22 protein-coding genes and 1 riboswitch are annotated in these 25,730 nt (G+C 66.3%); of the genes, 6 read left to right on the plus strand and 16 right to left on the minus strand.

Annotated elements, in window-relative coordinates:
- The first annotated feature begins 102 nt into the window (after positions 1–102).
- Positions 103–363, plus strand: a complete 261-nt coding sequence (locus AC3ENJ_RS04400; RefSeq protein WP_190781664.1) for an RNA-binding S4 domain-containing protein — start codon at positions 103–105, stop codon at positions 361–363.
- Here AC3ENJ_RS04400 and AC3ENJ_RS04405 read toward each other — a convergent pair.
- Positions 329–1,369, minus strand: a complete 1,041-nt coding sequence (locus AC3ENJ_RS04405; protein WP_190781665.1) for a DMT family transporter — start codon at positions 1,367–1,369, stop codon at positions 329–331. The genes AC3ENJ_RS04400 and AC3ENJ_RS04405 overlap by 35 nt on opposite strands.
- Before the next feature lie 88 nt (positions 1,370–1,457).
- A complete protein-coding gene (locus AC3ENJ_RS04410) occupies positions 1,458–2,102 on the minus strand; it encodes an alpha/beta hydrolase (RefSeq protein ID WP_431813207.1) in 645 nt (214 codons plus the stop codon).
- Positions 2,103–2,179: 77 nt separating this feature from the next.
- Between AC3ENJ_RS04410 and AC3ENJ_RS04415 the strand changes: the two genes are divergently transcribed.
- Complete coding sequence (locus AC3ENJ_RS04415; protein ID WP_431813208.1) at positions 2,180–3,061, plus strand: SGNH/GDSL hydrolase family protein; 882 nt, start codon at positions 2,180–2,182, stop codon at positions 3,059–3,061.
- Here AC3ENJ_RS04415 and metX read toward each other — a convergent pair.
- Positions 3,058–4,233: a homoserine O-acetyltransferase MetX gene (metX, locus tag AC3ENJ_RS04420; RefSeq protein WP_431813209.1), complete on the minus strand. Its 1,176-nt coding sequence runs from the start codon at positions 4,231–4,233 to the stop codon at positions 3,058–3,060. The two genes, AC3ENJ_RS04415 and metX, sit on opposite strands and share 4 nt — an antisense overlap.
- A complete protein-coding gene (locus tag AC3ENJ_RS04425) occupies positions 4,230–5,624 on the minus strand; it encodes a bifunctional o-acetylhomoserine/o-acetylserine sulfhydrylase (protein ID WP_431813210.1) in 1,395 nt (464 codons plus the stop codon). Before AC3ENJ_RS04425 ends, metX begins: the two co-directional genes overlap by 4 nt.
- Before the next feature lie 78 nt (positions 5,625–5,702).
- Positions 5,703–5,821: riboswitch (SAM riboswitch) on the minus strand.
- Positions 5,822–5,936: 115 nt separating this feature from the next.
- Here AC3ENJ_RS04425 and AC3ENJ_RS04430 point away from each other — a divergent pair.
- Positions 5,937–6,575, plus strand: a complete 639-nt coding sequence (locus AC3ENJ_RS04430) for a VOC family protein (RefSeq protein WP_190781668.1) — start codon at positions 5,937–5,939, stop codon at positions 6,573–6,575.
- Between the two features lie 68 nt (positions 6,576–6,643).
- Here the strand turns inward: AC3ENJ_RS04430 and AC3ENJ_RS04435 are convergent, their stop codons facing one another.
- Positions 6,644–7,429 carry a CPBP family intramembrane glutamic endopeptidase gene (locus tag AC3ENJ_RS04435; protein WP_431813211.1) on the minus strand — a complete coding sequence of 262 codons (786 nt, stop codon included), beginning with the start codon at positions 7,427–7,429 and terminating at the stop codon, positions 6,644–6,646.
- Positions 7,430–7,455: 26 nt separating this feature from the next.
- On the opposite strand from AC3ENJ_RS04435, the gene AC3ENJ_RS04440 reads away from it, so the two are divergent.
- Positions 7,456–9,687: a S9 family peptidase gene (locus AC3ENJ_RS04440; protein ID WP_431813212.1), complete on the plus strand. Its 2,232-nt coding sequence runs from the start codon at positions 7,456–7,458 to the stop codon at positions 9,685–9,687.
- On the opposite strand, the gene AC3ENJ_RS04445 is transcribed toward AC3ENJ_RS04440, so the two are convergent.
- The 7 genes from AC3ENJ_RS04445 to AC3ENJ_RS04475 form a co-directional block, all read right to left on the minus strand.
- Entirely contained in the window at positions 9,677–10,783 is a 1,107-nt protein-coding gene (locus tag AC3ENJ_RS04445) for an NAD(P)/FAD-dependent oxidoreductase (RefSeq protein ID WP_431813213.1), read from the minus strand. The two genes, AC3ENJ_RS04440 and AC3ENJ_RS04445, sit on opposite strands and share 11 nt — an antisense overlap.
- 137 nt (positions 10,784–10,920) lie before the next feature.
- Positions 10,921–11,634, minus strand: a complete 714-nt coding sequence (locus tag AC3ENJ_RS04450; RefSeq protein ID WP_190807465.1) for a LysM peptidoglycan-binding domain-containing protein — start codon at positions 11,632–11,634, stop codon at positions 10,921–10,923.
- A gap of 423 nt (positions 11,635–12,057) precedes the next feature.
- Positions 12,058–12,912, minus strand: coding sequence for an inositol monophosphatase family protein (locus AC3ENJ_RS04455; protein WP_431813214.1), 855 nt, complete (start codon positions 12,910–12,912; stop codon positions 12,058–12,060).
- A gap of 4 nt (positions 12,913–12,916) precedes the next feature.
- Positions 12,917–15,238 carry an NAD-dependent DNA ligase LigA gene (ligA, locus tag AC3ENJ_RS04460; RefSeq protein WP_431813215.1) on the minus strand — a complete coding sequence of 774 codons (2,322 nt, stop codon included), beginning with the start codon at positions 15,236–15,238 and terminating at the stop codon, positions 12,917–12,919.
- A gap of 139 nt (positions 15,239–15,377) precedes the next feature.
- Positions 15,378–16,451: a MaoC family dehydratase gene (locus AC3ENJ_RS04465; RefSeq protein ID WP_431813216.1), complete on the minus strand. Its 1,074-nt coding sequence runs from the start codon at positions 16,449–16,451 to the stop codon at positions 15,378–15,380.
- 4 nt (positions 16,452–16,455) lie between these two features.
- Complete coding sequence (locus AC3ENJ_RS04470; RefSeq protein ID WP_431813217.1) at positions 16,456–17,838, minus strand: 3-oxoacyl-ACP reductase; 1,383 nt, start codon at positions 17,836–17,838, stop codon at positions 16,456–16,458.
- Positions 17,839–17,878: 40 nt separating this feature from the next.
- Entirely contained in the window at positions 17,879–19,204 is a 1,326-nt protein-coding gene (locus AC3ENJ_RS04475; RefSeq protein ID WP_431813218.1) for an acetyl-CoA C-acetyltransferase, read from the minus strand.
- Positions 19,205–19,276: 72 nt separating this feature from the next.
- Here AC3ENJ_RS04475 and AC3ENJ_RS04480 point away from each other — a divergent pair, with 72 nt between their 5' ends.
- Positions 19,277–19,957 (plus strand): TetR/AcrR family transcriptional regulator, encoded by a 681-nt coding sequence (locus AC3ENJ_RS04480; RefSeq protein ID WP_431813219.1) that lies wholly within the window; start codon positions 19,277–19,279, stop codon positions 19,955–19,957.
- The gene (locus tag AC3ENJ_RS04485; protein WP_431813220.1) at positions 19,954–22,065 is read left to right on the plus strand and encodes an acyl-CoA dehydrogenase family protein; all 2,112 of its coding nucleotides are present in this window, start codon (positions 19,954–19,956) and stop codon (positions 22,063–22,065) included. Before AC3ENJ_RS04480 ends, AC3ENJ_RS04485 begins: the two co-directional genes overlap by 4 nt.
- A gap of 65 nt (positions 22,066–22,130) precedes the next feature.
- Here the strand turns inward: AC3ENJ_RS04485 and AC3ENJ_RS04490 are convergent, their stop codons facing one another.
- The 4 genes from AC3ENJ_RS04490 to AC3ENJ_RS04505 are packed head-to-tail and all read right to left on the minus strand — an operon-like array spanning position 22,131 to position 25,723.
- Positions 22,131–23,048, minus strand: coding sequence for a PP2C family protein-serine/threonine phosphatase (locus AC3ENJ_RS04490; protein WP_431813221.1), 918 nt, complete (start codon positions 23,046–23,048; stop codon positions 22,131–22,133).
- Positions 23,045–24,205, minus strand: a complete 1,161-nt coding sequence (locus tag AC3ENJ_RS04495; protein ID WP_431813222.1) for an adenylate/guanylate cyclase domain-containing protein — start codon at positions 24,203–24,205, stop codon at positions 23,045–23,047. The genes AC3ENJ_RS04490 and AC3ENJ_RS04495 overlap by 4 nt, the downstream gene beginning before the upstream one ends.
- A complete protein-coding gene (locus tag AC3ENJ_RS04500; RefSeq protein WP_431813223.1) occupies positions 24,198–24,791 on the minus strand; it encodes a hypothetical protein in 594 nt (197 codons plus the stop codon). Before AC3ENJ_RS04500 ends, AC3ENJ_RS04495 begins: the two co-directional genes overlap by 8 nt.
- The gene (locus AC3ENJ_RS04505; RefSeq protein WP_431813224.1) at positions 24,788–25,723 is read right to left on the minus strand and encodes a biotin--[acetyl-CoA-carboxylase] ligase; all 936 of its coding nucleotides are present in this window, start codon (positions 25,721–25,723) and stop codon (positions 24,788–24,790) included. The genes AC3ENJ_RS04500 and AC3ENJ_RS04505 overlap by 4 nt, the downstream gene beginning before the upstream one ends.
- Positions 25,724–25,730 lie beyond the last annotated feature (7 nt).

Consider the following 25,730-nt stretch of genomic DNA (forward strand, 5'->3'; position numbering starts at 1 on the left):
GTGACCTGTATCTCACGGATAATCTAATGACAAACCATTGGACATGCAACTAATTCGCTTGATCACGCCGCCCTTGCCGCCACGTTCTGAGAAGATGAACCCATGAGTGAAGAGACCACGGAAGAACTTCCCATTCGCGATGACATGATCCGGCTGGGTCAAGCGCTCAAGCTGGCCAATTTGGCCGAGGACGGTAACCACGCCAAGGAACTGATTGCCGGCGGAGTGGTGATCGTGAACGGCAAGGAAGAACAACGCCGCGGGGCTCAGTTGCACCCCGGCGATGTGATCGAGGTCTTGGGTTCCGGTCTCGAACCGGTCAAGATCGTCAGTTCTGGCGACGAGGCTGCCACGGCAGGGTAACCACCACCAGTCCCACCAGGGTCACCAGGGTGCCAACGATCGTGACCGCAGTGACAATGGTGTTGGGCGTGGGCACCAGGACGTCCAGCACCAGGGCCGAGATCAACATGCCGGCCACCATTCCCAAGCTGGTCTCCAACACTCCGAAATGCTTGGGAAGCACACTGGATGCCGCGACGTGGATGATGCCCAAGATGCCACCGGTGTAAAGCCACCACTGACCGGGCCAGACCCACGGACCCGGGTCGGACATGCCACGCGCAACCAGCACCGTGACAATCAAGGCCAGGGTTCCCGCGGCAAAATTGGTGAGAGTGGGGGTAATGGGTGTTCCCGCCTTGGCACCGATCCCCGCGTTCCACGCGGTCATGATGGCGTTGCCGCACCCCGCCAACACGGACAGGGTGGCGAAGAGAACGAGCAGCGGGAGCGAAGCCGCAAGGTTCGTTGCCGCGAAACGCGGGGCCATGGCCACCAGCGCGGCCACGATGATGATGGCTGTACCCACCACCCGGTAGCCCGTCAGGTACTTCACACCGCCCGGCCCAACCCCGAATCGGTCCACGATCAACGACCCCACGGACTTTCCGAACACCAGTCCCAGGATGTACACCGATAATCCCAGCACCACGGTGGTCATGGCCTGGGTGACGATCATGAATCCGCCCAGCACACCGGCGCCCAGGTACCACCACGGAATCTCACCGCGCTTCACGGCCTCCGGAATCCGCGAGGCGCCCCGCCGACCGGCGGGCGTCATGACCGTCACCGCCAGGATGATCAAGAACGCCGAGGAGAAACTCACGAGCGCGGCCCCGTAGGGATCGCCCACGGCATGACCGAGTTCGCCGTTGACCCTGGACTGCAAAGCCTGGGCCGTGCCCGCCAACAGACTGACCACCAACCCCACGGTCAGCGCCGCGGCTCCGCGTGCCGAGGCAACCGGGGGTTTCCGGGCGCGGGGAGTTGGTGAGGGCCGGGGTTGCCACTCGGTCTGAACACTCATGGCGCCAATCTAGGCCCCGGGTACAGGGTGGGGAACATCCACCGTCATGCTTCGTAGTATTCGCAGCGGCCCGCGCACGGGTGGGGTGTCAGCTGACCACGTGCTGAAGGTATTCCTTGACGTGGCCCAGCTCCTGGGGTGAGACGCCGTGACCGATTCCCCGATACTGCACCTTGGTGACCTCCGCGTGGTCCACCGCCCAGTCCGCCGTGGCGTCCACCATGGCCTGCGGGATCACCGGATCCTCGGGATCGCGGCCCCAGAACATCGGCAGGGGGTGTTCCTTGAGGTAAGCGTCGTTGAAGAAGTCCGCATACGCGTCGCCGTCGGCGATCGGAACCGCGAAACCGGACAGGCCCACCACGGCGTCCACGGTCTCGGGGATGTGGCGCGCCACGCTGGTGGCCACCGCCATGCCCTGGGAGAACCCCAACAAGAACACCTTGGAGTGGTTCTGGGCTCGCTCCTGAAGCCACGCGGACACGGGTTCGACGGCGGCGACCACGGCGCCCGATGAGAAACTCAAGTCCCCGGACAACGGAAACCATTGGTACCCCATCTGCGCGGGCTGCGGGGCTCGCAACGACGCGTAGGTCGCCGTGGGCAGCAGGGCGGGAATCATGGCCAGCAGATCCTCTTCATGGGACCCGTACCCGTGGAACATCACCACCAGCGGCGTATCGGTGCGGTCAGCGGGCTCGTTGTTCCAGATCACAAACGGGGTATCACTCATGTGTCCATCCTGACACGATCGCACGCCCCCGCACTCCACCCGTGCGTCGGCCCGCGGTCAGTGGTAGAACAGCGCGTATGACATTGCCCGACATTCCCCCTGAACACCACGCTCATGACCATCAGGAGCTACCCGCTCCCCCGACACACCCCTGGCACCGCATGGTGTCCATCGGCGATTCCTTCACCGAGGGCGTGGGCGACCCCGATGAGAACGCGCCCGGCGGTCACCGCGGGTGGGCGGACCGCGTGGCCGAGGAGTTGGACCGGCTCACCGATGACTTCGCCTACGCCAATCTCGCCATCCGAGGCCGCCTCTACCAGCCCATCATTGACGAACAGCTCGAACCGGCCCTTGCCCTGCATCCGGATCTCCTCACCATCAGCGCCGGCGGCAACGACATGTTGCGACCCGGCGCCGATCCCGATGCCATTGCCTTGAAACTGGACGGCGTGATTGCTCGGATTGCGCAGACGGGCGCCACGGTGGTCATGTTTGACGGCCCCGATGTGGGCAACACCCCGGTGCTACGCAGCATCCGGGGTCGGGTGGCCATCTGGAACGAGAACGTGCGCGTGATCGCCGCCCGCCACGGCGCCGTCATGACGAACCTGTGGGGCCTTCATGAACTGGCCGATCCGCTGATGTGGGCACCCGACCGGCTGCACTTTTCACCCCTGGGTCATCAGCGCATTGCCGTGGAGGTGCTGGACTGTCTGGGCATCGAGCACGGACTGGTCCCCGATGTCCGGCAGGCACAGCCCGCGCGAACCAAGCGGGAAGCCCGCAGGGACGATCTCGTATGGGCGCGCAAGCACTTTGCCCCGTGGGTTGCCCGCCGCATCACCAGGCGCAGCTCCGGGGACTTCGTCACCGCCAAACGCCCGCAATTCGGCCGAGCGGTCATCCCGGGCGCGGGTGAGCATGCGAACGCCCCGGAACCAACTCCCGAGGTCTAGTCCCGCAGCACTGTCTTCTTCAACAGCAGACCCAGCTGCGGGGCTTCGATCAGGAAGCCGTCGTGGCCGCTGGGCGAGCTGATCATGTGCAGCTGCTGCTCACCCGGTAGGGCCTGCACGATCTCGGCGGATTCGGCGGGAAAGAACAACCGGTCCGAGTCCACGCCGGCCACGAGCCATTCGCACGAGGTGCCGGACAGAACCTCTGTCAGGCTGCCGCGCCCGCGCGTGACGTCGTGGGACATCAGCGTCTCATTGACGCTCAAATATGCATTTGCATCAAAGCGACCGGCCAGCTTGGACGCCTGGTGATCCAGGTAGCTCTCCACCCGGTAACGGCCGCGCTGCGCGGTGTGGGTTGCGGCCACGTTCTCGTTCGGCTGGGTCTCCCGGCCGAAGCGGTAGTGCAACTCCGCGGCCGATCGGTAGGTGATGTGGGCAATGCGTCGTGCCAGTCCCAAACCGGCTTCCGGAAAGTCGCCGTCGTAGTAGTCGCCACCGCGGAAATTCGGATCCTGCCGGATCGCCAGCGCTTGCGCCTGGCCCCACGCCAACAGTTCCGCGCTGGCGGAGGCGCACGCGGCAACCACACCGCACGCGGCCACCCGCTGCGGGTACATCACAGCCCATTCGAGAGCGCGCGCCCCACCCATGGAACCGCCGATGATCAATCGCCAGCGCTCGATACCCAGGGCATCGGAGAGGACCGCTTCGGCAGTCACGGTGTCCCGCACGGTGATGCGCGGGAAGCGCGACCCCCAGGCCTTCTGCTCCGGGTCCACCTCGGGTGGGGCCTGGGTCGCCGGGCCGGTGCTGCCGTAGCAGCCGCCCAAAATGTTGGCGCACACCACAAAGTACTTGTCCGTGTCGATGGCCGCCCCGGGTCCCACCAGGCCGTCCCACCAGCCGCCCGCCTCGGCGGCCACGCGTTCCACCTCGGGTGCGTGATCGCGTGATTGTCCCCGTGCCACGTGGGAATCCCCGGTCAGGGCGTGCTCGATGAGCACCGCGTTGGACGCGTCCTCGTTGAGCCGCCCCCATGTTTCGTAGGCCAGTCGCGCACGCGGGAGGCGGTAGCCGGATTCCAGGGTCAGGGGACCCACGTTGATGTAACCCATCACGCCGTCCTCGCGGACGAGCGAGTCGGTGGTTCCGCCTCCCACAATGGTCACGCCCGCGTTCCTCCCACTCTGGATGCGGCCGACGACGGCGCCCCTGCGCCGCCCAGTGCGGCCACGGCCTCGAAACCTGACTCCAGGTCCGCCAGGATGTCGTCGATGTTCTCCAACCCCACGGACAGTCGGACGAACCCGGGTTCGATGCCGGTGGCCCGCTGTTCGTCGTCGGTCAGCTGCGAGTGGGTGGTGGAGGCCGGGTGGATCACCAGGGAGCGGGCATCGCCGATGTTGGCCACGTTGGAATGCAGGCTCAGGGCGTCCACGAACGCCGTTCCCGCCTCGCGACCGCCGTCGAGCACGAAACCGAGCACGGACCCGGCACCCTTGGGCGCGTACTTCTCAGCGCGTTCATGCCACGGGGACGACGTGAGGCCGGCGTAGGAGACCGCGCGAACGTCGTCGCGCGCGTCGAGCCACTCGGCCACCCTCTGGGCGTTCGCCACGTGGCGGTCCATGCGCAGGGACAATGTCTCGATGCCCTGCTCGATGAGGAACGCGTTGAAAGGGGAGATCGAGGAACCCAGATCGCGCAGCAGTTGCACACGCGCCTTGAGGATGAAGGACAGGTTCACACCGAAATTGCCGTCCTTGCCGAGCGCCTGGGCGTACACCAGGCCGTTGTAGGACTCGTCCGGTTCGTTGAAGGCGGGGAAGCGCTGCGGATCCTGCCCGAAATCGAAGTTGCCGGCGTCCACGATCATGCCGCCGATGGACGTGCCGTGTCCGCCCATGAACTTGGTGGCGGAATGAACCACGATGTCCGCGCCCCATTCGATGGGTCGAATCAAGTACGGCGTGGCAATCGTGTTGTCCACGATCAGCGGCACACCGGACTCATGGGCCACCGCGGCAACCGCTTGGATGTCCAGCACGTCATTACGAGGATTGGGAATGGTTTCCCCGAAGAACGCCACCGTATTGGGTCTGACCGCGGCGCGCCATGCCTCGGGATCGTCCGGGTCCGACACGAACGTGGTCTCCACGCCCATCTTGGGCAGGGTGTGGCGCAGCAGGTTGTAGGTGCCGCCGTACATGGACGGACTGGCCACCACATGGGTTCCGGCACCGCCCAGGTTGAGGATCGCAAAGGTGGACGCCGCTTGACCCGAGCTGAGCATCAGCGCGCCCACCCCGCCCTCCAGGGACGCCACGCGGTTCTCGACCACTTCGGTCGTGGGGTTGGTCAGGCGCGTGTAAATGGGTCCCAGTTCGGCCAGGGCAAAGCGCTTGGCCGCGGTCTCCGCGTCCGGGAACACGTACGAGGTTGTCTGGTGGATGGGTAAGGCCCGCGATCCCGTGGTGGGATCGGGTTCCTGTCCCGCGTGGATCTGACGGGTTTCGAAAGCCCAGTTCCGGGGCTCGGACGGGGTGGCTGCGGGGCTCATGCCGCACTCCCTTTCTCGGGGTCAGGGGCCCGGTGATCGATCCGCAGCACGGCGCCCGTGCGGCGATCGGGCACCTGTGACCCGCGCTTGCCGCCATCGAGTTGTTCCGATGCGGCCCGGTCCTCACCCAGGGCACCCCACCGCGGAGGGAGGGTTGCCGGTCAGCTAGCTGGGGCTTGTCGCTGACTCTCGTGACCTGCCCTTCATTCTCCGGAGCCGGTACCTCGGACGTCAAGCTGAGTTACCCGCATCACACGGACATGTTTTATGTCCCGATTTGGTGACCACCCCGCGCGGTGCCACCATGACAGCATGAAACTGGATCATGTCTCTTTCGCAGCTCAATCCGATGGCCTTGAAGCCACCACGGAACGGATTGCCGATCAGCTAGGGATCGAGCCGGTCAAGGGCGGGATCCACCCGCGCTTCGGCACGCGGAACATGATCCTGCCGCTCACAGACCACCAGTACGTGGAGGTCGTCGAGGTGCTGGAGCACCCCGCCGCGGAGAAGGCCCCGTTCGGTCAGGCCGTGCGCGCCCGCTCCGAGGCCGGAGGCGGCTGGCTCGGCTGGGTGGTTGAGGTACCGGACCTGGCCCCGTACGAGGACAAGCTCGGTCGCCCCTCCGTTCCGGGCTCCCGGCTGTTCCCGGACGGCCGCCAGTTGGAGTGGCACCAGATCGGGGTCAAGGGTCTGATCGCCGATCCTCAGTTGCCGTTCATGGTCCACTTTGATTCCGAGCCGGACATGCACCCCTCCCAAGCACAGCTCACGGACGTCCGGTTGGCCGGCATGGAGATCGCCGGTTCTCCCGAGCGCGTCACCGAATGGCTGGGTGGGCCTGTCGAGGACGTCCTGGCAGCCCTGGACGTCACCTGGTGCTCGCCCAACGGCACCCCCGGTGTCATGGAGGTTTCCTTCGCCACCCCGGACGGCCTGGTCACGATCTGACTTCTCCCGCCGACGCCGCTGCCGCGACCTTTCGCTCGAGAGGGCCGCGGCAGCGGCGGCGTCGTCGATCAGCGCGCGAGCAGTTGGGGGAGCAAAAAACCGGTGATGTCCAGTAGCGCGTGGGCGATGAGCAAAGGCGCGAGTCGACCGTAGCGGCGGTAAACCCACACGAACACCAGACCCATGACCATGTTGCCCAGCGCGGGTCCGAAGCCTTGGTACAGGTGGTAGCTGCCGCGGAAGAGGGACGTGGCCACCGCGATCGTGACCCACGACCAGCCGATGCGCCGCAACCGATCGCACAGGAACGCGACCACGATGATTTCCTCGACCACACTGTGGCGCAGTGCGGACAGGATCAGCACGGGCACCGTCCACCAGTGCTCGTCCAGGGCCGATGTGGTGATGGCCGCCGTGACCCCCAGTGCCCTGCCCACCTGATAGAGGCCCACGGTCCCCAAACCCATGGCCAGGAACAACCCGGCTCCCCAGGCCGCGTCCCACCACGGGCGGCGACCGTCCACGCCGATCCGCCGCAGCACGGCTGCAATACCGGGTAGCGAACCGGCCAGCAGGTAGAGGGCGAGCGCCACGGGCACCAGGGCGAAGCCAATGCTCGCAAGTTGCCGAAGCAGGTCGATGGCCGGAACCGGGCTCAAGACCCGATTCAAAGTCGCCTCGGCATCCGAGAGCGGGCCCCGCGAGAGCGTCTCCGCCAGGTTCAATGCGGCGTACACCGCGGAAGACCCCAATGACACCCCCAGGACCAGCACTATGTGGAACCACAGCTCGGAGCGGGCGGGGCCGTCACGGGCGGGTCGTGGCTGCGGGGAATCGGTCAACACGAACACCATTGTGCCGTGCTCCCTAGACTGGGGTCATGAGTTCCGAGATGCCCGCATACCCCGTAGCCGTTCGACGCACCGTTCACCGCAGTTTCCATGATCATGTGTTCGAGGATCACTTCGAGTGGCTGCGGGACAAGGACTCGGATGACGTGCGGGCTCACCTGAACCGTGAGAACGACTACGCGGAGGCCGTGACGGCGCACCTGCAACCGTTGCGCGAGGACATTTACCGTGAAATCAAGGACCGCACGCAGGAAACCGACATGTCCGTCCCCTCCCGCAATGGAGCCTGGTGGTATTTCGCCCGCACCGTCGAGGGTGGGGCGCATCAGGTCTTCTGCAGGTTCCCCGCATCCGAGATCAGCGACTCAGAAGACGCCTGGACTCCCCCCACGGTGGAACCCGGTGTCACGTTGCCCGGCGAACAAACGCTGCTGGACGCGAACGCCGCCTCCGAGGGCCATGAGTTCTATGGCCTGGGCGCGTTCAGTGTCTCCGAGGACGGAACCCATCTGGCCTGGTCCGAGGACACCGCCGGAGACGAGCGGTTCACGGTGTACGTCAAGGATCTGGCCACCGGACAGTTGCTGCCCGACCGGATCGAGCAAACTTCCTACGGTGCTTTCCTGACCCCCGATGCGTCGCAGCTGATCTACACGGTGGTCGATGATTCGTGGCGGCCCTGGCGCGTGTACCGTCACGTGATCGGTACCGCCTCCGAGCAGGACGAACTGTTGTACCAGGAGGACGATCCCGGCCTGTGGCTGGGCGTGGAACTGTCCGCGGACAAGAAGTGGCTCATGGTGGTCTCCGCGTGCTCGGAGTACTGCGAGTACCGCATTCGCCCCGTCGCCGCGCCGCACCATGAGTGGCTCACCCTGATTCCGGAAAGTGACCGCGTGCTGTACTCGGCCGAACCCATCACCGTGGCCGGCACCGACTACGTGCTACTCACGCACGACTACCAGGCGCCGAACTCCCGCGTCAGTCTCATGCCGTTGTCCCAAGCCGGTTCGAGTATCGCCGATGTCGATCTCGTGGACGTGGTCCCCGTGAGCGAAGAAGCCCGGATCGAGGTGTGTGAGCCCACGGCCACGCATTTGGTGGTGTCCCTGCGTGCCGAAACGACCCCGCGGGTGCGGCTCATTCCGCGCGCGGGCCTCGAATCCCTCATGGCCGGCACCGCCGGCGCGCAGGGTCTGGCCGGTACGGAGCCGGACTTCGACGAGGAGCTTTTCACCGCTTCGCTCGTCTCCGCCCGCTATGAGAACCCCGTGGTCCGGGTGTCCTACACGTCCTTCGTGACGCCCCCGCGGATTTACGACATCCCCACGGCCGGGCCTGGACACCACGGTGCGGACGAGTTGGGTGTGGGTGAGCCCATCCTGCGCCGCGAAGCCACGGTGCTCGGTGGGTACGACCGTACCGATTACACGGTGGAGCGCGATTGGGCCGTGGCCGATGACGGGACACGCATCCCCATCTCCCTGGTGCGGCGCGCGGACCTGGACACCACCGTCCCGGCTCCCGTGATCCAGTACGCCTACGGCTCCTACGAGTCCAGCACCGATCCGGGGTTCTCGATCTCCCGTCTGTCGCTGCTCGACCGCGGTGTGGTGTGGGCCGTGGCCCACGTGCGCGGCGGCGGCGAGCTGGGCCGCTCCTGGTACGACCACGGTAAGAAGCTCACCAAAAAAAACACCTTCACCGATTACGTGGCGGTCACCCGCCACCTCGCCGAACGGCAGGACGTCGACGCCGCTCGCATTGCGGTTCTCGGCGGTTCCGCGGGCGGGTTGCTCGTGGGCGCGGTGCTGAACCTGGCTCCGGACCTGTACTGCGGTGCGTTGGCCGCGGTGCCGTTCGTGGATCCGCTGACGTCCATGTTGATGCCGGAACTTCCCCTCACGGCCCTGGAATGGGAGGAATGGGGCAACCCCGTGGCGGACCGGCAGGTCTACGACTACATGCGCTCCTACTCCCCCTACGAGAACCTCCGCGCTGCCGACTACCCGCCTATTTTGGCGGTGACGAGCCTCAACGACACCCGGGTGCTCTACGTTGAACCGGCCAAGTGGGTGGCCGCGCTGCGCGAACACGCCGAACACCCGGAGACCGTGCTGCTGCGCTGTGAAATGGCCGGCGGCCACGGTGGTGCCTCCGGTCGCTACTCGCAGTGGAAGGACACCGCGTGGGAGTACGCGTGGCTGGCCGAGACATTGGGTGTTGCGGGCCAGCCGGTTTCCCCGGCGGTCAGCCGGTGACCGGCTGAGGTCGCAGAGCGGCGGCGGATTCAGCACTGAGCCAGTCCCCGATCCGCCCGTCCACCAGCACGTCCGTTGCGGCGCGAGCCAGGGCACTACTCGTCTGGAATCCGTAGCCTCCCTGACCCACGAGCCACAGTAGATTGTCGGCCTGCGTGTCCCAGCCACAGACGGGCACGTCGGACGGTGTCTCGGTGCGCAGCCCGGTCCACGCCTTGCGGACACCCGTGACCCTCATGGCTGTTTCCCGTTGGACGGTTTCGATCAGTTCGTCGATGGCCAGCGGGTGCGGCTGGGCATCGCAGGCGGGACTGGGTTCCGCCTCGCCCCACGAGATCATGGCGCCGTCCCCATCGGGGCGGTAGTACCAACCGGACGCGGCGTCCTCAACCATGGGGTGGGTCGGGCCCAGGGGCTCGCTGAGGGAGACCAAGGCCGCGGTCCTCCGTAGCGGCTGCAGGTGCTGCGGCGCCGCTGCGAAGAATTTAGCCACGTGGTCCGCCCATGCTCCCGCCGCGTTGACCACCGTGCGGGCCTTCAGCTCATTGTTGCCGACGGTCAAGGCCCATGCGCCGTCACCGGTCGGCCTGGCCGCGGTGATCTTCGCCCTCGTGATGATCCGGACGCCGGCCTGCTCTGCGCGTTGCCGGTGCCACTCCACGAGCGCGGTGGCATCGGTGCGTACCGCAGAATCGTCGATGACCGCCGCCCGGTAACGATCGGGGTTCTCGGCCAGCTCGGGGCAGTACTCGAAAAGTTCCTCGCTCGACAAGGTGCGCAGCCCCGGTACGGTCTCCGCAGCGACGTCTGCGGGTGACCCCGTCACCACGAAGGGGCTGTGCCACGCCAGCGGGGACGGAGCCGCGTGGGCGGGCGCCACCAGATCGGGAATCGTGAGCCTGGTCAGTTCGAGGACCGGTTCGGGACCGTAGCTGGGGATGAGCTGCTGAGCCGACCTTGAGGAGGTGTGATGGGCCAGGGCCGCCTCTGCTTCGACCACCGTGATTCCCGCCCCGGATCCCCGACGCTCTGCGAGTTCGGACGCCAGGGACAAGCCAGCTATGCCACCGCCAATGATTACTGTGTCCACCGTCATGTGATTATTCTTTCATTTTCATCATTATTTGAAGATATGCAAAGGTCCCCTTCCGCATTATGCGGAAGGGGACCTCCGGTGATCACGCAGCGGAGACCCGCTGGCGGGGATCAAGCATCCGAGGATGTTCAGATCAATCAGGCAGGAATGTTCAGGACCTGGCCCGGGAAGATCAGATTGGCGTCAGCCACGGCACCGGCGTTGGAAGCGTAGAGAGCCTCCCAGCCGCCGTTCACATCGAGCTTGGCGGCAATGGAGCCCAGGGTGTCGCCAGCCTGAACGGTGTAGGAAGAACCGGTCGAGGCAGCCGGGGCCACGTCAGCCGCCGGAGCGGTGTACTCCACAGCGGCGGGGGCAGCAGCCTCGGCGGCCGGAGCTTCAGCCGGAGCAGCCGGTGCGGCCACGGGAGCCTCAGCCTCGGGAGCCGGAGCAGCCTGCTCCTGCTTGACCTGGGTGGACTGCGGAGCCACAGCAGCGGCAGCAGCCACGGGCTGCTCGGGGGTGTAGCCCCCGCCGCCGCCGGACAGGCCCAGCTTGGCAGAGCAAGCGGGCCATGCGCCCCAGCCCTGACCGGCCTGAACGTTCTCAGCAACGCGGATCTGCTCGGACTTGGAGGCCGTGGACGGATCACCGGAGCCACCGTAAGCGGCCCAGGTGGACGGGGTGAACTGGAGGCCACCGCTGAAACCGTTACCGGTGGAGGTGCCCCAGTTGCCGCCGGACTCGCACTCGGCGAGAGCGTCCCAGGTCGATGCGGGAGCTGCGTTGGCCGGCATGGCCATAGCACCCACGGCTGCACCGCCGATCACGAGAGCAGCAGCACCACGGCGAATCATGTTCGAAGTCTTCATCATGCTCCGTTAGGCCACCTACGCTCGTTCCCATCCCTGGGTGTCTTCGCGCCGTCGTCTACCCATGACAAGTCGAATTCAGGGGTAGTAACTACGGAATGCTGCCCTGTAGACGACGTACGGTGTTGCAGCAGCATCCAGCATGGCTTGGGGCGCAGATCGTATCCGCCTCAAGCGTTGCGGACTCCCTCGTCGGAGAGTCCCTTGGGGAAGTCGTTGATAACGATAGCGTAACAATTCTCGTTATGCCAAATCCATTCCCAAAATTTTGGTGCATCCCTTTGGGGGACACGGGCCGTGCCCCACTGAGGAGCACAACGCGTGCCACGCTATGACATTCGTCGACACGGGGTCAACAAGATGTGCGGTTAAGCACATGTAACGGGATGATAGAGATTTGATAACGGGGGCGCGGAGCGGCTATCACGCGCGGGCGCACGCCCCGATGATCGTGGTGCTGCGCACGCGCTCGTAATCGTCCGCATATACCCGTTCGTCCTGGTCAGGGCCGCGCAGGGCGGTGGGTGCGGGCAGGTCCGGACGCTGCACGTGAGCGCCGGCTTCTTCTGCGATCAAGGCACCCGCAGCCCAGTCGTGCTCGTGCAGTGCCCGCTCCGAGTAACCGTCCAGTGCTCCCTCGGCTACCATGCACAGATCCAGAGATGCTGCTCCGAGCCTGCGCATGTCCGTGTAGTGGTCCATGGTGTCCAGGAACGAACCGAACTGTTCGCGGCGAATCACGGGGTCGTAGGAGAAACCGGTTCCGTAGAGGGCACCGGTGCGTTCAGGCACGGGGCCCGTGAGTCTCTTGTCCTTGCCGTCGCGACGGACCCACGCCCCCATCCCACGCACCGCGTAGTAAATACGCCCCAGGGCCGGTGCGTGCACCACGCCCACGAGCCAGTTGCCCTGGTCATCACACGCGGCCACCGAGGTGGCGTAGTACACGATGTCCCTGATGAAGTTCGTGGTGCCGTCCAACGGGTCAACCGACCAGCGCACCCGGGAGCGGTTCTCCGGAACGAACGTGCCGGATTCCTCACCCGTAATGGCGTCCGAGGGCCGCTCCGAGCGCAGCACCTGCGCGACGGCGTTTTCCGCCGCCACGTCGAAGGCCGTGACCCAGTCCCCCGCGGACGTCTTGTTCACGGCGTCGAACTCGGACTCGTCCCGCCTACTCAGAACTGCGGCGCCCGCGGCGGCCGCGTGGAACGCCGTCTCCAGAAGCTCCTCGAGTTCAGCGGTGTCCGGGCCCAGGCCCTCCAGTACACGATCCATGTGGCTAGTTCTCCTGCGTTTGTGTCGATGACTTCTCGGTGTCGCTGTCTCCATCGGCGCTCGGCTCGTCCACGATGGGCGGCCCCTCTGCCAAGAGCCGCTCGAATCCTGCCTCGTCGAGGACGGGAACACCCAGCGACTCGGCCTTGTCCAATTTGGAACCGGCGTTCTCGCCGGCCACGACGAAATCGGTTTTCTTGGACACCGACCCAGAGGCCTTACCCCCGCGCACCAGAATCGCCTCCTTGGCGGAGTCGCGACTGTAATTCTCCAGGGACCCCGTGACCACCACGGTCACGCCCTCAAGGGTGCGCGGTGTGGAATCGTCGATCTCGTCCTCCATGCGTACTCCGGACCGAGCCCAGGTGTCGACCACATTGCGGCGCCACTGCTCCGCGAAGAACTCCTTGACCGCCCGGGCAATGACCGGGCCCACTCCGTCGGTGCCCGCGAGGACCTCCTCATCGGCGTCTCGAATGGCCTGCATGGAGCCGAAGGCCGTGGCCAGTGAGCGGGCGGCGGTCGGGCCCACATGGCGGATCGACAACGCCACCAGCACGCGCCAGAGTTCCTTGGACTTGGCCTTCTCCAGTTCATCGAACATTTGCTCGGTGGTTTTGGAGGGCACGCTCGGCTTGGCCTTGGTGGGTTTGGTCCAGAAGTAGGGGACCAGTTGCAGCGTGACCTCTTGGGTCTTCTCCCCCGACTGCTTGTCCGTGACCGTGCGCTTGGACTCACGCCAGATCTGGACATGTTCGAGATCCGCCGCGGTGAGATCGAACAACCGTGCTTCATTCCGCAGGGGAGGTTCGGAGAACTCGGTGCCATCGGAGGCGTCCTGGGGCACGGGCTGGGTGAGGGCCTTGGCGGCTTCATAGCCCAGCGCTTCAATGTCGAAAGCACCTCGGCCGGCCGCGTGGGCGACCCGCTCCATCAGCTGAGCGGGGCAGCTCTGCGCATTGGGACACCGGATGTCCACGTCCCCTTCTTTGGCCGGGCGGAGTTCGGTACCGCAATTGGGGCAGTGCGTGGGCATCACGAATTCGCGTTCGCAGCCATCACGCAGCGCGGCCACGGGGCCCACGATCTCGGGGATGACGTCACCGGCCTTGCGCAGCACCACGGTGTCTCCGATGAGCACACCCTTGGCCCTGACCACGTCCTGATTGTGCAGGGTGGCCATTTCCACCGTGGAGCCGGCCACTTTCACGGGCTCCATCAATCCGAAAGGCGTCACACGGCCGGTACGCCCCACGTTCACCCGGATGTCCAGGAGCTTGGTGTTGACCTCTTCCGGCGGGTACTTGTACGCCACGGCCCACCGCGGCACGCGGGAGGTGTAGCCCAGCCGGAACTGCGTGCGGCGGTTGTTGACTTTAATGACAATGCCGTCGATTTCATGCAACAGCTCGTGGCGCTTGTTGCCGAACTTTTCGATGAATTCCAGCACCTGATCGATGCTGCCCAGAACCCTGGAGTACGGGCTCACCGGAAGACCCCAGGAGGCCAGCAGGTCGTAGGCCTCGGACTGGCTCTGCACGTCGAAACCCTTTGCCGCGCCTATCCCGTGCACGAACATCGACAACGGGCGGCGGGCGGTGACCTGGGGATCTTTTTGTCTCAGGGACCCCGCCGCGGCGTTGCGGGGATTGGCGAAGGGCGCGCGGCCCTCCGCCACGATCTGCTCGTTGAGCGCGCGGAAGTTCTTGGAGGAGATGAACACTTCACCGCGGATCTCGACCTCTTGCGGGAGGTTCTCCCCGGTGAGCCGTTGGGGGATGTCCTTGATGGTCGCCACGTTGTGGGTGATGTCTTCCCCCGTGGTGCCGTCGCCGCGGGTGGCCGCGCGCACCAGATCACCGTTGCGGTAGAGCAGGTTCACGGCCAGCCCGTCGATCTTGACCTCGGACAGCCACTCGACCTCGGGTGCGCCGGGAAGTCCGCCGATCTGGGCCTCGGCTCGGGTGAGCCACGCGGTGAGTTCATCGGTCGAGAAAACGTCCTCGAGCGAATACATTTTCTCGAGGTGCTTGACCGGTGCGAAGGCCGCGGAGACCTCGCCGCCCACTTCCTGCGTGGGCGAATCATTGGCCACGAGGTGCGGGTTCAGGGCCTCGAACTCCTCGAGCTTGCGATACAGCTCGTCGTACTCGGCGTCCGAGATCTCGGGCTGGTCGTTGACGTAGTAGGCGGTGCGCGCCTCTCGCACGCGATCCGACAGCTGCGCGTACTCCTCGCGCAGCGCCTCACTGGGCTCGTCCGGATTCAGGTCCTGCCCGGAGGCATCGGTGGCCTGCTGGGTTTTCGTCACCTTGTTCTCGCTCACTCCACCATTGTGTCCCACGGCTCGGACATGCTGCAGCGCACATCGACCGGCCCACAGCGAAAAGGGCGGTGCGATCGAGACCATTCGCGTCTCTCTCGCACCGCCCTGCGCCGGTCGGGCGACACGGGCCTCGCGAGCCCTACAGCGGCTCGACCGCCAGTTCCAGGTGGGGCCTGTTGCGCTCGGGGTCCCAGGCGATGACCCGGGAGCTCTCCCAGTGCTCGCGGCGGCCGTGGTCGTGCACGGACACGGACACGGTGGCCGGCAACACAACGGGTGCGGCGAATTTCACGGACCACGAGAACGGCACCTCGGCCGGCACCGCGGTGGCCGCGAGCGCGCGGGAGGCGGTGTACATGCCGTGGGCGATGGCGCCCTTCATACCCAGGGCTTTGGCCGAGGCCCCCGACAGGTGAATCGGGTTGTAGTCCCCGCTCACCCCGGCGTACTGGCGGCCGGTGTCCGCCCGCAGGGACCACTGCGCGGTCTGCTGCGGGGCGTTGAACGGCGCGCCGAGCGACGACGATATCGGTTCGTCCTCACCGGTCCGTGCGTCCTCCCCCGCTATGGCGGCGGTCAGGCCCTTGGCGAGGTAGCCGGAGCGTCCGGCCCACGCCACGGTCCCATCCGTTCGTGTCAGGGTGACGACGGCGTCCACCACGGTTCCGGCTCGGTGCGAATGGAGGTTTTCGGTCCAGGCGGTTGCGGTGAGTTCTTCACCCACGGCCACGTCCATCACGTGCTGCACCGTGTTGGTCAGGTGGACCATACCCATGACGGGCAGGGGGAAGTCCTGGCGGGTCAACACGGACATGGCCACGGGGAACGCCACGGAGTGCAGGGCCCCGGAGAACACCGCGGTCTCCGAGGAGCCCGGGGCCAGCGATCTGGGTCTCGCGTGCACCACGCGGCAGAATTTCTCATGCCATTCGGGCTCCACCACGAGACCCTCGACCACATGGGCGACCCGGGGAAGGTCCAGGCTTGCGCGCAACCGGTCTCCGCCGCGGTGGAGGAGGGAGCCGGGAAGCACCTTGCCCAGCGGTGACTTGCGCAGCGCCGGCAGGGCGCGCGCGGCGGCGTCGCTCGCGACCCCCCCGGCGGCGCTGACACCGGCCGTGGCGTAGAGCAGGCCCAGGTTCGGCTTGGCTGCGGGTTCAACGAGTTCGTAGTGCTCGGGAACGGTGGGCAGCTGGTCGGGTGAACGGGTCATGGCGCTACGCTCCCACGAGGCTCTGGCCGCAGACACGCAGCGTCTGGCCGTTGATTCCGCCGGCTGCATCCGACAGCAAAAAGGTGATGGTCTGTGCGACGTCCTCCGGGAGGCCGCCCTGCTGCAGGGAGTTGAGGCGACGTGAGATTTGGCGGCGGGCCGCGGGGATCTTGGCCGTCATCTCGGATTCAATGAAGCCCGGTGCCACCGCGTTGATGGTGCCGCCCTTCTCGGCGATCAGAGGGGCCGTGGCCGCAACGGCACCGATGACTGCGGCCTTGGACGCCGCATAGTTGGTTTGGCCGCGGTTACCGGCCACACCACTGGTCGATGCGAGGCACACGATGCGCGGGCGCTCCCCCATCATGTCGGAGGCCAGGACCGCCCGGGTGATCCGCAACTGCGACTCGACGTTCACGGCGATCACGGAATCCCACTTGCCCTGGTCCATGTTGGCGAGCATCTTGTCCCGGGTGATGCCCGCGTTGTGGACCAGCAGGTCCAGCGTGCCGTAACGCTCGGCGGCCAGGTCAAGGATCTTCTCCCCCGCCCCGGGGTCCGTGACGTCCAGCTGCAGGGCGGACACATGCAGTTGATTGGCCAACCGGGCGAGCGCCTCGCCCGCGGCGGGAACGTCCACCACGATCACCTTGGCGCCGGCGTGCGCCAGGGTCCGGGCGATCTGCGCGCCAATGCCTCGGGCCGCTCCGGTCACCACGGCGACCTTGCCGGCCACGGGCTGATCCCAGTCCACGGTCGAGTCAACGCGCTCGTCGGTCACCGTGAGGAACTGCCCGGCCACGAACGCGCTGCGCCCGGAGAGGAAGAACCGCAGTGCACCCACCACGGAGGGCGCGTCGGCGGACACGCCGTCCGCCACCAGGATGCCGTTGGCGGTGGTACCGCCGCGCATCTCCTGCGCGACCGAGCGCACAAACCCCACCACACCCTGGCGGGCCGCCGCCACGGCCGGGTCCTGAGCTTCCGCGCCGGCCGGGGTTCCCGACGCCGCCCCGGTCCCGATTCCCGGGGCCGGTCGCGAGATCGTGATGACCCGACCGCCGGCGCGCAGCTTGCGCAGCACGGAAGCCAGTTCGAGCGCCACCTTGCCCAGGTCGCGGGGCGAGGTGAGCCCGGTGTAGTCGATGATCACCGCTCCCACGCGGTCCACTTCCTGGGCATGACGGCGCACATCGAGGTTCCACGCGAGCATCGCGTGGGCGGCGGCGTCGGCGGCCTGCCCCTTACCCAGAACGAGAACGGAACCCTCGGGGAAATCGCTACCGGGGCGGTAACGACGCAGCTTGGCCGGTTTGGGGAGGCCCAGCTTGCTCGCGACCTGCTTGCCCAACCCGGAATTGACCAGGTCCACATATGTATCTGCCACTCAAAGCTCCTGACAATTGAGAATCTGCGGGGATTGCGTCCTAGACGGAACGCAGGATCATGGCCACGCCCTGACCACCGGCGGCGCACACCGAAATCAGCGCGGTCTGCGGGCGGCCCTCGGCCTTGGCGCGGGCCGCCAGTTCCTTGGCGGTGGAGGCCACGATGCGACCACCGGTCGCCGCGAACGGGTGACCGGCCGCGAGTGAGGAACCGTTGACGTTGAGCTTGGAACGGTCCACCGTGCCCACCGGCTCGGACAGGCCCAGGCGGTCGCGGCAGAACTGCTCGGATTCCCACGCGGCCATGATCGCCAGCACGGTGGAGGCAAAGGCCTCGTGGATCTCGATGAGGTCCACGTCCTGCAGGGTCACCCCCTGGCGGGCCAGCAAACGGGGCACGGCGTACGCCGGCGCCATGAGCAGGCCTTCGTGGCCGCCGACGAAATCCACCGCGGCGGCCTCGGAATCGACGACCTCGGCCAGCGGTGCCAGGTGGTGCTCGGCGGCCCAGTCCTCGCTGGTGAGCAATACGGCGGAGGCGCCGTCCGTGAGCGGAGTGGAGTTACCGGCGGTCATGGTGGCCTCGCCGGAGAGCTTCTTACCGAACACGGGCTTCAGCGTGGACAGCTTCTCCACGGTGGAATCCGCGCGCATGTTGTTCTCCCTGGACACACCCTTGAACGGGGTCACCAGGTCGTCGAAGAATCCGCGATCGTAGGCGGCGGCCAGGTTCTGATGCGAAGCTGCCGCGATGTGGTCCTGATCCTCACGGCTCACGTCCCACTGCTGGGTGGTCAGCGCCTGGTGCTCTCCCATGCTCAGTCCGGTGCGGGGTTCGCCAGTGGTGGGGGCGGAAGGCACCAGGTCGCCGGGGCGGAGGTTCTTGAGCGCCTTGAGCTTCTGGGTGGTGGTCTTGGCGCGCTGCAGTTGCAGTAGCGCGCGGCGCAACCCCTCGCTCACGGCAATGGGGGCGTCCGAGGCGGAGTCCACGCCACCGGCGATACCCGCCTCGATCTGACCCGTGCGGATTTTGTTCGAAATGGTGCTCACGGTTTCCATCCCGGTTGCGCAGGCCATTTGAATATCGAACGCCGGGGTAGCGGGGTCCAGTGCGGAACCCAGCACGGCTTCGCGGGTGAGGTTGAAATCGCGGGAGTGTTTGAGCACGGCACCACCGGCCACCGCGCCCAGCCGTTCGCCGGAGATTCCGGCGCGCGCCACCAGCCCGTCAATGGCGGCGGTGAGCATGTCCTGATTGGAGGCGCTCGCGTAGGCACCACCCGCGCGAGCGAACGGGATGCGGTTACCCGCGACCACTACGGCACGGCGAAGGGACTGCTGTGCGTTCTGCTGGCTGTTGTCCATGAAAGAGCTGCTCCTCGGTCATTTTGTGGTGTGAATCACCTGAAACCCACAGTAGCTGATACTCTCGGTATCGTGAAACAGGTCTCGAAGAACATTGATGGTCGAAATTCGCGGTGGCAGCGCCACCGCGCCAAACGACGCATTGAATTGATCACCGCCGCACGCGATGCGGTGGCCACCCACGGTGCCGGCATTTCCATGGAGGAGATCGCCACCGCGTGCGGGACGTCCAAGTCCGTTTTCTACCGGTATTTCAAGGACAAGTCCGGGGTACAAGCGGCCGTGGGTGAATACTTCGTGACGCGCATGCGAACCCGCATGGTGGCCGCGGCCCACGAGGCGGACTCGTTCGCGGCCACGGTGTACGCCCTGGTGAAGGAGTACCTGAAGTCCGTGGATGCCTCCGCGGACGTCTACCGCTTTGTGGTGACCGCCCCGGCGGACGGGGATTCAGCCATCGAGCAGTTCCTGGACTCCGTGTGCCAACTACTCATGGACCAGCACATTCGGCACCGGGGTGAACAAGCAATGCCCACGGCGCTGCTGCAGTGCTGGGCGGCATCCACCGTGGGCATGGTCCGGGGCGCCGGGGAAGCCTGGCTCGCCCTGCCCGACGGTGACGACAAACCGGACCGGACCGTCATGGGTCGCCTCATTACCGACTGGGCCGTTCAGGGCTTACGGCCAGGCACTTACACCGAATTCTCCGCGGAAGACGATCCCTCCCGGACAACCCCTCAGGAGTCACAATGACCACCACATCCCGTCCCGAAACCCACCCCTCGACCCACCGAATGGCGCAGGTCCCCGAGGACGCCGCGCTGCCCACCCACATCGATGTGGCCGGTCTGGGCGAAGTGCTACTGGGCCGCTGGCCCGAGGCGCGCAAAACCGCTCGCGAGCGCGCCCTGGATCCCCGCCTGCACAGCAACCACAATGTGACGTTCGAGGATCAGCGCGAGCTCACCTTCGAGCAGGTCAAAATCCTTCGCGACGCCGGCACGGCACTGGCGGGCATGCCCGAGTACCTGGGTGGTTCCAACAGCCCCGGCGCCAATGTCTCCGCGTTCGAGGAACTCGTGCTCGCCGACCCGTCCCTCCAGATCAAGTCCGGCGTGCAGTGGGGCCTGTTCGGTTCGGCCGTGCTCAACCTGGGTTCCAAGGAACACCACCTCAAGTGGCTCCCGGACATCCTCAATCTCAACACTCCCGGCGTGTTCGCCATGACGGAGATTGGACACGGTTCCGACGTGGCCTCCATCGGCACCACCGCCACGTACCTCCCCGACACCGACGAGTTCGAGATCCACACACCGTTCAAGGCCGCGTGGAAGGACTACCTGGGCAACGCGGCGGTGCACGGCAGGGCCGCCGTGGTCTTCGCACAGCTGATCGTCAAGGGCATCAACCACGGCGTGCATTGTCTGTACGTTCCCCTCCGCGACGACAATGGTGAGTTCCTGCCCGGAGTGGGCGGGGAGGACGACGGCCGCAAAGGTGGTCTCAACGGTGTGGACAACGGTCGCCTGCACTTCACACACGTGCGCGTGCCCCGCGGCAACCTGCTCAACAAGTACGGGGCCGTGGATGAGAACGGTGACTACTCCTCCCCCATTGCCTCCCCGGGCCGCCGTTTCTTCACGATGATCGGCACCCTGGTGCAGGGGCGTGTGTCCCTGGACGGTGCCGCGACACTGGCCAACCAGATGGCGCTCACCATTGCCGTCCGGTACGCGGAACAGCGCCGTCAGTTCAACACCGACTCGGACATCCGCGAGCAGACCCTGCTGGACTACCAGCAGCACCAACGCCGATTGATCCCGCGTATCGCGGAGACCTACGCGATGATCTTCGCCCACCAGCAGTTGCTCGACAAGTTCCAGGAGGTCTTCTCCGGCGAGGACGACTCGGACGGCAACCGCCAGGATTTGGAGACCCTGGCCGCCGCCTTCAAGTCGATGTCCACCTGGAGCGCCCTGGCCACCCTGCAGGAGGCCCGTGAGGCGTGCGGCGGCGCCGGGTTCATGGCCAAGAACCGCATCCCGCAGTTGCGAGCGGACCTCGATATCTACGCGACCTTCGAGGGTGACAACACGGTTCTGCTGCAGCTGGTGGCCAAGCGCCTGCTCGCCGATTACTCGGATGAGTTCAAGAATGCCGACGTGGGTGTGATGGCCCGCTACGTGGCCGATCGCGCCACAGAGGCAGGTTTCAACCGTTCCGGTTTGCGCAAGCTCACCCAAGCCTTCACGGACACCGGTGACGCCCGCAAATCGGTCAACGCACTGCGCGATCCCGCTGCCCAGCGCGCTTTGCTGATGGACCGCGTGGAAACCATCATCGAGGACGTCGCGGACGAAATGCGCGCCGTGGCCCGCAAGTCCAAAACGGACCAGGCGGAGGTGTTCAACAACAATCAACATCGCCTGATCGAGGCCGCCCGCTCCCACGCCCAGTTGCTGCAGTGGGAGGCCTTCACCGAGGGGCTCGAGAAGATCCAGGATCCCGGCACCAAGCGCGTTCTCACATGGTTGCGTGACCTGTTCGGGCTGCACCTGCTCGAGGAGAACCTGGGGTGGTACCTGGCCTACGGTCGGCTCTCGATGCGCCGCGGCCGCGCCCTGCAGAGCTACGTGAACCGGTTGATCTCCCGGCTGCGCCCCTACTCCCTGGAGCTCGTGAACTCCTTCGGTCTGAGCGCAGAACTGCTGCGCGCGGAGATCGCAGGAACCGTGGAAGAGGAGCGTCAACAGGAGGCGGACGAGTACTTCCGCCGCCTGCGCGCCAGCGGCGACGCCCCCGCTAAGGAGGCCAAACCCGCCCGCGACCCCAAGGCGGAAACCCGGGGTCACCACGCATAGGCCGAACCGTCCGCGTGCCGACGCCGCCCGCGAGACTCGCGCGGGCGGCGTCGGCAGTCTGAAAACTAGTTGATGTGATTGATGGTGCCCGTGGTGAGCCGGGGATCGTCCGCCTGGAGGACATCCGCCACGATCAACGTCACGTTGTCCCTGCCTCCGGTTCGCAGCGCCGCCTGCAACAGGACGTCCGCGGCCTCCTTGGGATGGTGCACGGCGTGAAGCACCCGGGCGATGTGCGCCGGTGAGAGCTCACCGGTGAGACCGTCGGAGCACATCAGCAAGCGCTGACCCGGACGTGCCGGAATCACAATGACGTCCGGTTCCCACACCTGACCGGTGCCCAGCGCCCGGGTGATCACGTTGCGCCGCGGATGAACGAGCGCCTGAGCCGGGGTGAGCTGACCGATCGATACCAGGTACTGGACCTCGGAATGGTCCACGGTCAACTGGACCACGCCCACGGGGTGTTCGGGATCGGTGGGGCGCTCACCCACGGGCGGGCCGGTCAGCTCGTACGTGCGGGAGTCCCCTACGTTGAAAATGAGCCACAACCACTGTCCCGCAATGCACACCAGCCAGGCGCCGGTGACGGTCGTTCCCGCGCGGGTACCGCACTGGGCCTGAATCGCCTGATCGGCCTCCCAGAGTACGGACCGCAAACGGTGCACGGCGCCCAGGGCCTCATTGGGCACGTCGGGATCGAGCTTGAGCTGGCGGTCGATCGTCGCGCGGAACCGGGACACGTCCAAGCCGGGTTCGGGCTCCACGATCTGATAGTCCATGAAGTCCTCGAGCGTGAACAACTCCGACGAGCCGAGGGTGGACACGCACAACGCACTGGCGACCTCACCGGCCTCGTGGCCCCCCATGCCGTCCGCCACGGCCACCATGGTGTCGGTGACGACCAGGGCGTCCTCGTTGGATTCCCTGCGCAGCCCTCGATCGGTGACACCGCCCGATCGGATGGCCAGCGAGCTGCTCATTCGTCCTCGTCTTCCAGTCGCGGGCCCTCGCCCTGAGTCAGGGACACCGGCTGCACGTCACCGAAACCGCGCACGTTCCGAGAGGGCTGGGGTGTCAGGACGAACCGGTTGTCATTCGTCAATACGGAGGCCGTGGACGCGTCCACCACCACTCCGCCGGGATCGGTCAGCGCCACCAACCGGGAAGCCAGATTCACGGTGGGCCCGTACAAGTCACCCAACCGCGGCAACACGCGACCCCACACGAAGGCCACGCGGGCTTGCGGGAGGAGCGGGTCGTTCTTGATCAGTCGCGACAACGCCAGGGAAATCTGGGCGCCGCCCTGCGGGGTCTCAGACAGGAACATGACCTCGTCACCAATGGTCTTGATCACCCGGCCCCCGCCCATGGAAATGATTTCCGCGCAGCGCTTCTCGAATCGCTGCACCAGGTTGGCCAGGGTGCGCTCGTTCATCTGCCGCGACAGAGAGGTATAGGAGACCAGGTCCGCGAACCCCACGCCGCGAGCCAGCGGAAGCGACGAGCCGCCCACGTCCGTACCGTGCTCGCCCAAACTCTCCGTGGACCCGTCGGCGCGTTCCCCGCGCATCGCGAGCCGCTGCACGGCGGCCGACAATTGTCGACGCCACGAATAGTCGAGCAGTTTCTTGAGCGGATCCACCATCTCGGGAAGCACGCGGAGCAGTTCGCGCCGCGCCTGGGCGTCCGTCATGCCCTGGTGAGCCACCATGTCCTCGACGAGCGCCTCGATCTGCCACACGACCATGCGGTCGGACAACTGGGCAACCGAGCGGGCCAGGGACAGCGCCGCTTCCTCGGACAGTTTGTCCCGCTGCACCAGGTCGGAGACCACCCGCAGCGCCCGGACGTCTTCCTGGGTGAAGTACACCTCGTCATCGCTGAGATTGGGGAACCCCAGGGCGCGCCAGATCTTCCGCGCTGAGGCCGTGGACAGCCCCGCGGCATGTGCGGTGTCGCGGCGTTTGAGGTTGCGCTCGGAGCCCAGCAGGAGCTGATCGAGGTTCTTGACGGCCGCTTTGGACTCCTCCGACCCGTACAGATTGGACTGCACCGGGTTGTGGAGATTGAGGTTGATCTGCTCGGTCTGGGGACCGACCACGGGCTGGTCTGAGCGGTCGTTGGGGTCTTCAGCCACGCGGCCCTCCTTGAAAACTGCTTCTCGGTGATGTGCTGGTGCCAGAACTACTGTAATTGCCAGCGCGCCGTCCGGACTGTTGGACCAGATCTACCATGGCGTCCGGTTGCGGGCAGGCCGCCAGTTTGAGGCCGCCCAGTGCTCCGAAGTCCGCAATGACCGTTCCACGGTCCACTCCGCGTGTCAGCATGGCGAACACCCCGGTGGGCGCCACCACGCGTGCACTGCGCAACGCGCCCAACGGCAGGGCCACCACGCCGTCCTTGGCGGGCGGACCGGTCAGGGCCAGCCGCTGATTGGTCAGGACGAACACGGTGCGCAACCAACGCCACGCCGGCAGCAACACATACCGGTACGCCACCCACAGCGCGGCAAGGGTAATGAGCCACCCCACCAGCGAATGCAGGGTGGTCCAGGGTGCTTCGGAGGGCCGCCAAATCAAGTCCTGCAGTCGGTGCAGCGCCGAATACAGCAACACTGTGCCCCACGCGATCACGGCCGGCCCCACCAGTCTCACGGGGTGGGCCCTGGTGGCGACAATGGTTTCCTCACCCGACCCGAGCACCAGACGGTTCTTGCTTCTCATGCCCGGTCACCCGCGGTGACGTCCCGGATCGCGTGGATCGCGCGTTGCTCGGCCGCGGTTCGGGGCTCACCGGGTGTAGGCCGCACATGCACGACGTCGCCGGCGGACAACGCGCGCGCGGCGCCGTCGTGGCCGCGCACGAGCAACTCGCCCGATGTCCCCAGGCCCTCGGCCACCGCCTGTTCCGGCACGGTGGAGCCGGGCAGATGCAGTGCCACGCGGCGCCCCAGGGTGTCCACTTCCGATTCGAGGAGAGCGCGCACGTCACCGCCCGGTCCGAGTTCGGCACCGGGGTCAACACTCACTCGGTGATAGCAGCGGGCGAACTCGCGCAGGATCTCGGTGAGCAGTGCCTGCCGTCCGGGTACGGCCTCGGCGTCACCGGCTTCCAGGAGCAGCGACGTGGCGGTGGGAACCGGAAGGTGACGCTGGCTCACGTTCAAACCCGCGCCCACCACCGCACTGGGCGCGGAACCGTCCGGAGGTGAGACCAACGAAGCCAACACACCACAGACCTTGCGCGAGTCCACCAAAACGTCGTTGGGCCACTTGATCACCGCGGGAACACCCACGAGGTTCCGCACCACATGCGTGACACTGTGCGCCATGATCAGCGTCAGCCACGGTACGTATTCCACGGGCCAGGGTGCACCCGCTGCGGTGTGGGGCGAGCACGCCACAGAGAAGGTGAGCGCCACACCCGGCGGAGTGAACCATTGCCGGTCCAGGCGACCCTTACCCGCGGTTTGAAAACCCGTGACCACGGCACTCAGTTCCGCACCCCCGGCCTCTGGCGCCAACTCGGCGAGCCACCGATTGGTGGAGTCGACCTGGTCCAACACGGTCACGGAGGTGAATCCGGAGTCCGCCAGCGAGGACTGCAACTGGTCAGCGCGGAAATCCGCTGCCGGTTCCAGGGCAGTGGGGTCCATGCGGGTG

The organism is Kocuria sp. cx-455 (genome assembly GCF_057707085.1).